At 58.3% G+C, this 9,371-nt stretch carries 7 protein-coding genes and 1 pseudogene; 2 read left to right on the top strand and 6 right to left on the bottom strand.

Annotation, left to right across the window (positions count from 1 at the left end; translation table 11 throughout):
- Nucleotides 1–250, top strand: a pseudogene (locus ACUTJJ_RS23580) (transcriptional regulator); the annotation flags it as partial.
- Here the strand turns inward: ACUTJJ_RS23580 and ACUTJJ_RS23575 are convergent.
- The 6 genes from ACUTJJ_RS23575 to cckA form a co-directional block, all read right to left on the bottom strand.
- Nucleotides 234–1,184, bottom strand: coding sequence for a phosphatase PAP2 family protein (locus ACUTJJ_RS23575; RefSeq protein WP_445543615.1), 951 nt, complete (start codon nt 1,182–1,184; stop codon nt 234–236). The pseudogene ACUTJJ_RS23580 and the gene ACUTJJ_RS23575 overlap by 17 nt on opposite strands.
- A gap of 55 nt (nt 1,185–1,239) precedes the next feature.
- Complete coding sequence (locus ACUTJJ_RS23570) at nt 1,240–1,584, bottom strand: AzlD domain-containing protein (RefSeq protein ID WP_296070641.1); 345 nt, start codon at nt 1,582–1,584, stop codon at nt 1,240–1,242.
- Nucleotides 1,581–2,339 (bottom strand): AzlC family ABC transporter permease, encoded by a 759-nt coding sequence (locus ACUTJJ_RS23565; RefSeq protein ID WP_445543614.1) that lies wholly within the window; start codon nt 2,337–2,339, stop codon nt 1,581–1,583. The genes ACUTJJ_RS23570 and ACUTJJ_RS23565 overlap by 4 nt, the downstream gene beginning before the upstream one ends.
- A 164-nt stretch (nt 2,340–2,503) precedes the next feature.
- Nucleotides 2,504–5,011, bottom strand: a complete 2,508-nt coding sequence (gene clpA / locus ACUTJJ_RS23560; protein ID WP_063949076.1) for an ATP-dependent Clp protease ATP-binding subunit ClpA — start codon at nt 5,009–5,011, stop codon at nt 2,504–2,506.
- A gap of 10 nt (nt 5,012–5,021) precedes the next feature.
- Nucleotides 5,022–5,378: an ATP-dependent Clp protease adapter ClpS gene (clpS, locus tag ACUTJJ_RS23555; RefSeq protein WP_003502541.1), complete on the bottom strand. Its 357-nt coding sequence runs from the start codon at nt 5,376–5,378 to the stop codon at nt 5,022–5,024.
- Between the two features lie 280 nt (nt 5,379–5,658).
- Nucleotides 5,659–8,247 (bottom strand): cell cycle histidine kinase CckA, encoded by a 2,589-nt coding sequence (gene cckA / locus ACUTJJ_RS23550; protein ID WP_209088598.1) that lies wholly within the window; start codon nt 8,245–8,247, stop codon nt 5,659–5,661.
- Nucleotides 8,248–8,902: 655 nt separating this feature from the next.
- On the opposite strand from cckA, the gene ACUTJJ_RS23545 reads away from it, so the two are divergent.
- The coding region (locus ACUTJJ_RS23545; protein WP_445543613.1) for a flagellar biosynthetic protein FliO at nt 8,903–9,371 on the top strand (469 nt) is incomplete at its 3' end.

Genomic DNA, 9,371 nt, shown 5'->3' with positions numbered 1-9,371 from the left:
GATTTTCGCCGACTTCAATCTTCTCGTAACAGCGCTGAAGGCCGGCCATGGCGTCGGTCTCTGTCCGACAGCACTTCTGCGCGACGAGATTGCGGAGGGCGAACTTACCGTTCTCTTCGAGCGCGCCGCCGACAGGGACAAATATTACTGGCTGGTGGAAACGGCGGAAATGAGTACATCGGCGAGGCTTCTAGCGCACTGGCTTGCCACGGAAGCACGCGAAGCCGGGGCGACTATTCCGCCACCATGATCTGACCCGACGCCTCGGCCACCCTATCCATACCCTCTTTTGCCGACAACCATTGGAGCAACCGGCCCGAGACGGCGCAGATGATGGCAAAGGTTACGAGACCGCCAAAAATATCCGAAACGTGATGCCCGCCCTGCACAAGGACGGCCGGCAGCATCAACAGGTTAAGCGGTAGGATGACGAGCATCGCCCACCAGTGCCTTGGTGCGAACCAGACAGACATTGCCGCCATGAAGATGTGGAACGACGGAAAACCGATAAGGCCCAAGACGTTTTTGGGCGAAAGGTAGTCAACGCCCTGCGTCGCAAGACGGTTCAGTTCCTGCCCATACTCATTGCCCACCGCCAGAGGAATTGCCTGGGGGACCCATTGGGGCAGCTCCAAATAGGCAGACGGTCCGAATGTCGGGAAAAATATCCAGAAAACAATGCTCGCAAAAGCGCCGAGCACCCCGGTGATGAGGAAATGATGCAGCAGCCGGTTCTTGCCCGTAAAGCCCAGAGTGAGGACAATCAATAGAAGCTGGGGAAGTGATGTCGCATAAACGAAGAACAGGATTGTCCCGATCCACGGACGCGTTGCAGCCCAGATGACAATCTCCTCCCAACCATAGCCAAATGCCGCGTCCACAGCGAAAAGCACATGATCGAGCGTCGGAAACGCAATCGGCAGTAACATATAGTTGAAGATGGAGGCCGCGAGGGTAAAGAGGATAAAGAGCCCTCCTGACATAAGGGTGGCTGCTATACGATCATCGCGCCCGCTTCTGCGATAGAATTGCCCGAGAAGAAAGACGCCGGCACCCGCGAATACGCACAGGAGGTACCCAGCATAATCCACGCTGATGCCCCTTGCTACAATCAATGCGGCATCAACGACAAATAATAAAGCGATAAAGCTAACGACGAAACGTTCCGCTGCAAATAATTGCATGGCGTTGGATCCCTGTTTTGATTGGGGAGTTTAAACAGGGAGTTTTAATACTAGGTTAGAAACCCAGCGCGAAAAGTCCGCCTGCCAGGAGCACGATCGGGACCGCGACGCCGACGATGACGCGTTGGCCGGCGGCCAGAAAGGCAATAAAGCCGAGTACTGCCGCACCGATGCGCAGCCACATCGGCGAGGACTCAAGCGTTCCCGTCGGAAAAACGATCAGTTTGGCGGTGACGGCCATGACGAGGGCGGTTGCGACCGCCCTCACCCAATAAAGCGCCTCGGAATCTTCCTTCAGCCGATTGCCTGCAAGCACGCCGAGCCAGCGCCAGATATCGGTCGCGAGCCAGCCTGCGATGGCGATGAAAAGGTAGGGTGCCCACCAATGGTCAGTCATCATGGTTCCCCTTCCGGCGACGTCGGTTTGATCTTGCGGCGGAAAACGAGACGGTCGATCACATAGGCCAATGTTCCGCCGCCGATGCCGGCGTAGAGAATGTCGAATTCCGGGGCGATCACAGCAAAGGCGGGACCGGCGATAACGCCGATGACAAAGGCAACATTGACGACCGAGTGACGCGCCGAGGCCCAGATGGACGCGATAAAATAGACGGGCGTCAGGAAGAACAGCACACCAGCAACCAGCGGCGGAAACGCGGCGACGACACCGTAGCAAAGGCCTACGATAATCGCATTGACCACGGTGAGCGTGATACCGAAACCGGCAAACCAAGCAGCGCGGCCCTCACGGGGCACCTTCGAGAGGTTCTGCGTCGCGAAGACCCAGGCTGTGATCGCAACGAAGTGGGAGAGAAACAGCAAGATCCAGGTCGGCGTCTTTGCGCCGCGCATCTCGGGAACGATGGAGGCAACCATCGGCATCATGCGGACAGATGACAAAGTCACCGCCAGAAAGCACGCAGCGAGATTGGCACCGCCAACCATGGAGCCGATCAGGATCATCTTGGCGGGCAATGCCCAGATGAACAGCGTCATGAAGACGGCCTCGCCGCGGGCCACGCCCGATTCCATTGCAAAAGCGCTGAAACCGACGAAGGATGTCATGAGAATAAGCGAAGGCAGCGAGAAAATGCCCCGCATTCCCCTGAAAAACCAGCCGCGCAATGGGATGGTGTGACTGTCGGCATTTTGCATTGCAAACCCACTCGTGCATGTCGTCTGAAAACGCCGTGGCGTCGGGCAACGTCATACTGGATGAAATATGAAACTGTGCCCTCAATGCCAGAAAGAGCGGCAGGCTTCATGCATAAAAATGCCGGGCTTTCGCCCGGCATCTGTTTATCGATCAAAGACCGTGATTACTTCTTCTTCGGCACCTTGGGTACCGCATTGGTCTTGCGCCGCGGCTTGTCGGCGTCGTCGGACTTATCGGCTTCGGCGACGAGAACATCCGCCTCTTCCTTGGCTTTGGCTGCCTTGGAGGAGGTTTTCGACTTTGCCTTGCCGGGGGACTTCGCCGCCTTCAGCTCGGCTTCCGGCTGCGGCTTGACAGGTGCGGTCTCCGGCAGAACCTCGAGTATGAGTCCATCGGCACCGTCATCCTTCTTGCCAACGGTGACGCTGACGACGCCGCCCTTCTTCAGCTTGCCAAAGAGGATTTCATTGGCGAGCGGCTTCTTGATGTTCTCCTGGATCACGCGAGACAGCGGGCGAGCGCCCATCTTCTCGTCGTAACCCTTCTCCGCCAGCCAGGAGATCGCATCTTCATGCAGATCGAAGGTGACGTTGCGCTCGGAGAGCTGGGTTTCCAGCTGCATGACGAACTTCTGCACGACCTTGTGGATAACGGCGGTCGGCAGCGGCGAGAACGGAATGATCGCATCCAGACGGTTGCGGAACTCCGGTGTGAACAGCCGGTTGATCGCCTCTTCATCTTCACCGGTGCGGCGCGAAGAACCGAAACCGATGGCGGACTTCGCCATTTCGGAGGCACCGGCATTCGTCGTCATGATGAGGATGACGTTGCGGAAGTCGATCTTCTTGCCGTTATGGTCGGTCAGCGAGCCGTGGTCCATCACCTGCAACAGAATATTGTAGATGTCGGGATGCGCCTTTTCGATTTCGTCCAGCAGCACCACGGAATGCGGATGCTGATCGACGCCATCGGTCAGGAGACCGCCCTGATCGAAGCCGACATAGCCGGGAGGTGCACCAAGCAGGCGCGACACGGTATGACGCTCCATGTACTCCGACATGTCGAAGCGCAGCATCTCGACGCCGAGCGAAGCGGCAAGCTGTTTGGCCACTTCCGTCTTGCCCACGCCCGTCGGGCCGGAGAAGACATAGGAGCCGATCGGCTTGTTCGGTTCGCGCAAGCCCGCCCGGGCCAGCTTGATGGCCGTAGCCAGTGCCTCGATGGCGATGTCCTGCCCGTAAACGACCGAGCGCAGTTCCTTTTCGAGGTTGGCGAGAACCATCTCGTCATCCTTGGAAACCGTCTTGGCAGGAATACGGGCCATCGTCGCGATGGTCGCTTCGATTTCCCGTTCGGTGATCAGCTTGCGGCGCTTGGAAACAGGCAGCAGCATTTGCGCCGCACCGGTTTCGTCGATCACGTCGATAGCCTTGTCCGGCAACTTGCGGTCGGAAATATAGCGGGCCGACAGCTCGACGGCAGCCTTGATCGCCTCGTTGGAATATCTGAGGTGATGGTAATCCTCGAAATAGGGCTTCAGGCCCTTCATGATCGCGATCGCATCATCGATCGACGGCTCGTTGACGTCGATCTTCTGGAAGCGACGCACCAGCGCGCGGTCCTTTTCGAAGAACTGGCGATATTCCTTATAGGTGGTCGAGCCGATGCAACGGATTGCACCCGACGAAAGCGCAGGCTTCAGCAGGTTAGACGCATCCATCGCGCCGCCGGAAGTCGCGCCCGCGCCGATGACGGTGTGGATTTCATCGATAAACAGAACCGCGCCCGGAAACTCTTCGAGTTCCTTGACGACCTGCTTCAGACGCTCCTCGAAATCACCGCGATAACGGGTGCCGGCCAACAGCGTGCCCATGTCGAGCGAGAAGATCGTGTCATTGGCGAGCGCCTCCGGCACCTTGCCTTCGACGATGCGCTTGGCGAGACCCTCGGCAATCGCCGTCTTGCCGACACCCGGATCACCCACATAAAGCGGGTTGTTCTTGGAGCGGCGGCAGAGGATCTGGATGGTGCGGTTGACCTCGTCATGACGACCGATCAACGGATCGATCTTGCCATTCTTGGCTTTCTCGTTGAGGTTGACGCAATAAGCCTTCAGCGCATCCTGCTGCTTCTTGGCGGACGATCCGTCCTCTTCCGGATTACTCCGGTTCGGCTTGTTTTCGCTTTCCGGTTCGTCGGCGCCACGCGGCGTGCGCGTCTGAGACGTGCCGGGGCGCTTGCCAATGCCGTGGGAGATGTAGTTGACCGCGTCGTAACGGGTCATTTCCTGCTCCTGCAGGAAATAGGCCGCATGGCTTTCGCGCTCGGCAAAGATTGCCACAAGCACGTTCGCGCCGGTCACTTCCTCACGGCCCGACGACTGAACATGGATCACGGCGCGCTGAATGACGCGCTGGAAGCCGGATGTCGGTTTGGAATCCTCGTCGTAACCGGTGACAAGGTTGGTCAGTTCATTGTCAACATAATCGTTGACAGTCTTGCGAAGCGCATCAAGATCGACATTGCAGGCACCCATGACGGCTGCGGCATCCGCGTCGTCGATCAGCGCCAGAAGGAGATGTTCGAGCGTCGCATATTCGTGGTGACGCTCATTTGCAAAGGTCAGTGCCTGGTGCAGCGCCTTCTCGAGACTCGGGGAAAAAGTTGGCACGTTGCGATCCTCATTTCTTTTCCATGACGCACTGCAGCGGATGCTGGTGCTGTCGGGCGAAATCCATGACCTGGCTTACTTTCGTCTCTGCGACCTCATATGTAAACACCCCGCATTCGCCGACGCCGTGCTGGTGCACGTGCAGCATGATGCGCGTTGCCGCTTCGCGATCCTTCTGGAAGAAACGCTCCAGAATATGAATAACGAATTCCATGGGAGTGTAGTCGTCATTCAGTAAAAGAACACGGTACAAATTCGGTCTTTTCGTCTTCGGCTTAACGCGGGTGATAACAGACGTTCCGCGGTTGGTACCGCCCCCGTCTTCCCCTTCGCCCTCGCCCTGCATGTAGATCGGCTTAGCGATCATCTTTCATCATTCTCCAAACTGTTCTCAAACCGACAGCTGATTGCCAGGAGGGAGAACTTCGCCTCTCCATATCTAGGTCGTTAAAATGCGATTTTAAGCCCCTTGCGCTAGCGTGCAATCACTATTGCGTTTGCGAAGCGGCGAAACATCATGAAAAGTGCGGATAGAGCCCAGCCCGGGCAAGGCACGACGCCCAGCCTTGGTGTCGGCAGGCATTTCTGCAGTGGGTTGACGCGGTAGAGCGACGACAGGACAGACGAATCTGCGCCGCCCGTGCTCCCTACTCCTTGTCGTCCAGCATCTCGCGAACGGCGATGGCGAGTTGCTTCAGCGAGAAGGGTTTCGGCAGGAAACCGAACTTGGCGTCTGCCGGCAGGTTTTTGGCAAAAGCATCTTCGGCGTAACCGGATACGAAGATGAATTTCAGATCCGGGTAGGACTTGCGCAGCTCTCTCAGAAGCGACGGGCCATCCATTTCCGGCATGACAACGTCTGAGACGACAATATCAACCTTGCCTTCCAGTTCCTCCATCACCTCCAGCGCCTCTGTGCCGGAGCCTGCCTCGTGCACGGTGTAGCCGCGCGTTTCCAGCATGCGCTTGCCGCCGCGCCGCACCGCCTCCTCGTCTTCGACGAGAAGCACGACGGCGGATTTGCCGGTGAGGTCGAGCGGTTCTTCCTTTGCGGGTTCCGCCGCCACGACAGGCGCGAGTGCGGCCTCACCCACTTGCTGGCCGCTCACCTGAACGGCCTCGACAACATGGCGTGGCAGGTAGATGCGGAAGGCCGTTCCCTTGCCAACTTCCGATTCGGGATAGATGTAGCCGCCCGACTGCTTGACAATGCCATAGACCATCGACAAGCCGAGGCCCGTGCCCTTGCCCACTTCCTTGGTGGTGAAGAAGGGTTCGAAGATCTTGTCCATGATCTCCGGCGGGATGCCCGTCCCGTTATCGGCAACTTCCACCATCACCATGTCTTCGGCCGGGAATTCGGGACGGCCGAGCGCACCGATCTCTTTTGCGTCGACATTGCGCGTCCTGATGGTGATCTTGCCGCCATCGGGCATGGCGTCGCGCGCATTGACACAGAGATTGATGAGCACCTGCTCGAACTGCGACAGGTCTGTCTTCACCGGCCACAGATCCCGGCCGTAATCGACCTCCAGCTTGACATTGGTGCCGGAAATCAGCCTGTCCACCAACATCCGCAAATCGCCGATGACGTCGGTCAGGTTGAGGATTGCCGGGCGCATGGTCTGCTTGCGCGAGAATGCCAGAAGCTGGCGTACCAGCACGGCGGCGCGGTTGGCATTGCGCTTGATCTCCATGAGATCGGCAAAGCTCGGATCGGCCGGACGCGCCTGCAGCAGCAGATGGTCCGACGACAGCAGGATCGCGGTGAGCACGTTGTTGAAGTCGTGGGCGATGCCGCCCGCGAGCGTGCCCACCGCATTCATCTTCTGCGTCTGCGCCATCTGGGTTTCGAGCGCCTTCTGCTCAGTCACCTCAATGGCGTAGACGATTGCCACCTCTTCCGGCGCCTCGTCGTCCTGATCGATGACGGCGTTGACGTAGAATCGGAAATGCCTCGTCTCATCGCTTGGATGGCGGGAATCGAAGGGCGCGATATCGCCCTGGCGATCCTTGGCTTCGGCGAGCGCCTGCTCCAGCCGCGGCTTCTCATTGTCATGTAGAACAGTTTCAAGCGCGACGCCGCGGTCGATATCGTCACGCCCGACGACGCCGGAAAACAGCTTGAGGAAAGGCGCATTGATGCGCAGGATTCGGCCTTCCCCATCGAGTGAGGCGATTGCCATCGGTGTATTGTTGAAAAAGCGTGTGAAGCGCATGGCGGACGAGGATTCGGTATCCTCCTGTCCCTTGGGCCGCATCAGCACGATCGTCCGGCTCTCGCCCGGGGCTCCATCCTTGGCGGTGACCTGATGCACGAGGCGCGCGGGCATGCTCTGGCCATTGACGCGACGCATGTCGAGGTCGAGAATTTCGGTGCGCTTGGCAGCACCCTGCGGATGAACGGATTCGATGAGGGCCATGCCTTCGCCGGCCACGATGTCGGAGATCGTCATCGAGCCCGGCGAAAACTGTGCAAGATCAATGCCCAGCCATTCCGAGAGCGTGGCATTGAGGTAAACGATCTCGCCCTTGCGTCCCGCGGAAAAGAACCCGGCCGGTGCGTGGTCGAGATAATCGATGGCGTTCTGCAACTCCCGGAAAAAGCGCTCCTGATCCTCGCGCTCAGGGGTAATATCGGCGATCTGGAAAACGTGCAGCCCCTCGCCGCCCGCATCTTTCAGCACGCGGCCCTTCAACCGGTACCAATGTGGACCCTGATTGGAATCCTCCCCCAGCGGCTTCAGCAACCGGAACTCTTCGTAGCCGTCGCGGCCTTCGCGCAGAACGTTGATCAGCCGGTAAAGGGCCTCCGTCGATTCGCGACTGCGCGACAACAGTGTCTCGAGGCTCTGTATGTCGCTTGCCTTGGTGGTGCCGCTCATCCGGCAATAGGTGGCATTGGCGTAGACCATATGCCCCTTGGCATCGGTGATCAGCGTGCCTTCGGGGTGGGCGGAGAGGAACCGGCGCGCAAGGCCATCTGACTGCGACTGCGGCATGACTTCGATGAAGCCGATGATCGACGACACCAGAAAGAAAATGCCCATCATGGCCAGCACACCAAGAATGCCGAGCACGATTTCGTTTTCCAGCGAATCCTTGAAGTAGACGAAAGCGGCCGCAGCAGCGATCAGGACGACAGCGAGAAGCAGAATACGCAGCACCGTGCCGGAACGGGCGCGCCTGTCCACCAGCGGAAGGTCGTTGTCGCTTGTCTCGCGCACCCGTGTCATCTTGGCCTCGCAGTCGTGCAGGTCGTCATTCGGTCGGCCTTATTCCTCGACGGAATCGGGCAGCAGAATTTCTTGTAGCAACTCGCTAGACCTGCAAAAAGCTCCGCCAGGACACAAAGGCCTAAAAACGCACAGCGAAAACACCTGATCCGCCTGAAAAACCGGTGAATTTACGGCTTCGTACACACGAGCGGCTTGATCTGGCACTGAATCCGCGGCGCAGAGCAGGAAATTTCTCCCTGCGAGACAGTGCAGACCGAGCAACCATCGGTGAAATCGATACAGGAGGGGTTTTCCTGTACGAATTGCTTCATCGTCTTTGACGTTTGGGCACTATCGTCCTCTGCCCTCACAGTCGATGGCCCTACGAGAACGAAGGCCAGGGCGAGTGTCGAATAAATCCTAGGAAATCGATTATGGAGCAACACAGCAAACAATTGGCAGACCCTTGGGCTTGAAATTGCAACCTTCGGTGTCGCTGAGCATTGAAAGCCAGGATGTGGCGCTTTCGTGGCGGGTATTCGGCTGGATTGACTAAACTGTGGGGCGGCGAGAAGAAAGCTTGTATCTTCCCTTAAAAAATCGTCTTTTCCTGCTCGACGTTCACATTATGAGAACCGCGGCAATATTAATTGCTCGAAAAAAGTCTGAAGGGATGATGTCCATGATGGATGATTTTATCGGCACCTATGGAAACAATCTCATTGTCGCCGTGGTCGGTGTTGGCGTGGCCTTGCTCATTCTGGCGATCGTGCTCTGGCTCATTCGCCGCCGCAGCGGTTCGGCCCCGTTCATCCGGGGCGGCCGCAACCGTCAGCCGCGCCTGCAGGTTCTCGACGCAACGGCCGTCGATGCGCGACGCCGTCTGGTGCTGGTGCGACGCGACAATGTGGAACATCTGGTGATGATCGGCGGCCCGACGGATATCGTGATCGAGAGCGGCATTGGCGCCATTCCGATTGTCAGGGATGTGCAGGAGCCGGAATTGAAGGCGCTGCCGCGCCAGGAGAGCGAAGCAAAAAAGGGCGAAGCCATTATCCAGCAGGAGCGCCGGGCATCTCTGCCGCAGCAGGCGGCGACCGCTTCCGTCTCGATCCCGGAAGAACCCGCAAGGCAGACACAGC

Source organism: Agrobacterium sp. DKPNP3, from assembly GCF_052686535.1.
The sequence above is the reverse complement of the archived record's forward strand: the minus strand, read 5'-3'. Positions and strand labels throughout refer to the sequence as shown.

What these genes read in the sequence shown, in the direction of transcription:
- ACUTJJ_RS23575 (WP_445543615.1), bottom strand. Translation starts at nt 1,184, where the DNA reads ATGCAATTATTTGCAGCGGAACGTTTCGTCGTTAGCTTTATCGCTTTA.
- ACUTJJ_RS23570 (WP_296070641.1), bottom strand. Translation starts at nt 1,584, where the DNA reads ATGATGACTGACCATTGGTGGGCACCCTACCTTTTCATCGCCATCGCA.
- ACUTJJ_RS23565 (WP_445543614.1), bottom strand. Translation starts at nt 2,339, where the DNA reads ATGCAAAATGCCGACAGTCACACCATCCCATTGCGCGGCTGGTTTTTC.
- clpS (WP_003502541.1), bottom strand. Translation starts at nt 5,378, where the DNA reads ATGATCGCTAAGCCGATCTACATGCAGGGCGAGGGCGAAGGGGAAGAC.
- cckA (WP_209088598.1), bottom strand. Translation starts at nt 8,247, where the DNA reads ATGACACGGGTGCGCGAGACAAGCGACAACGACCTTCCGCTGGTGGAC.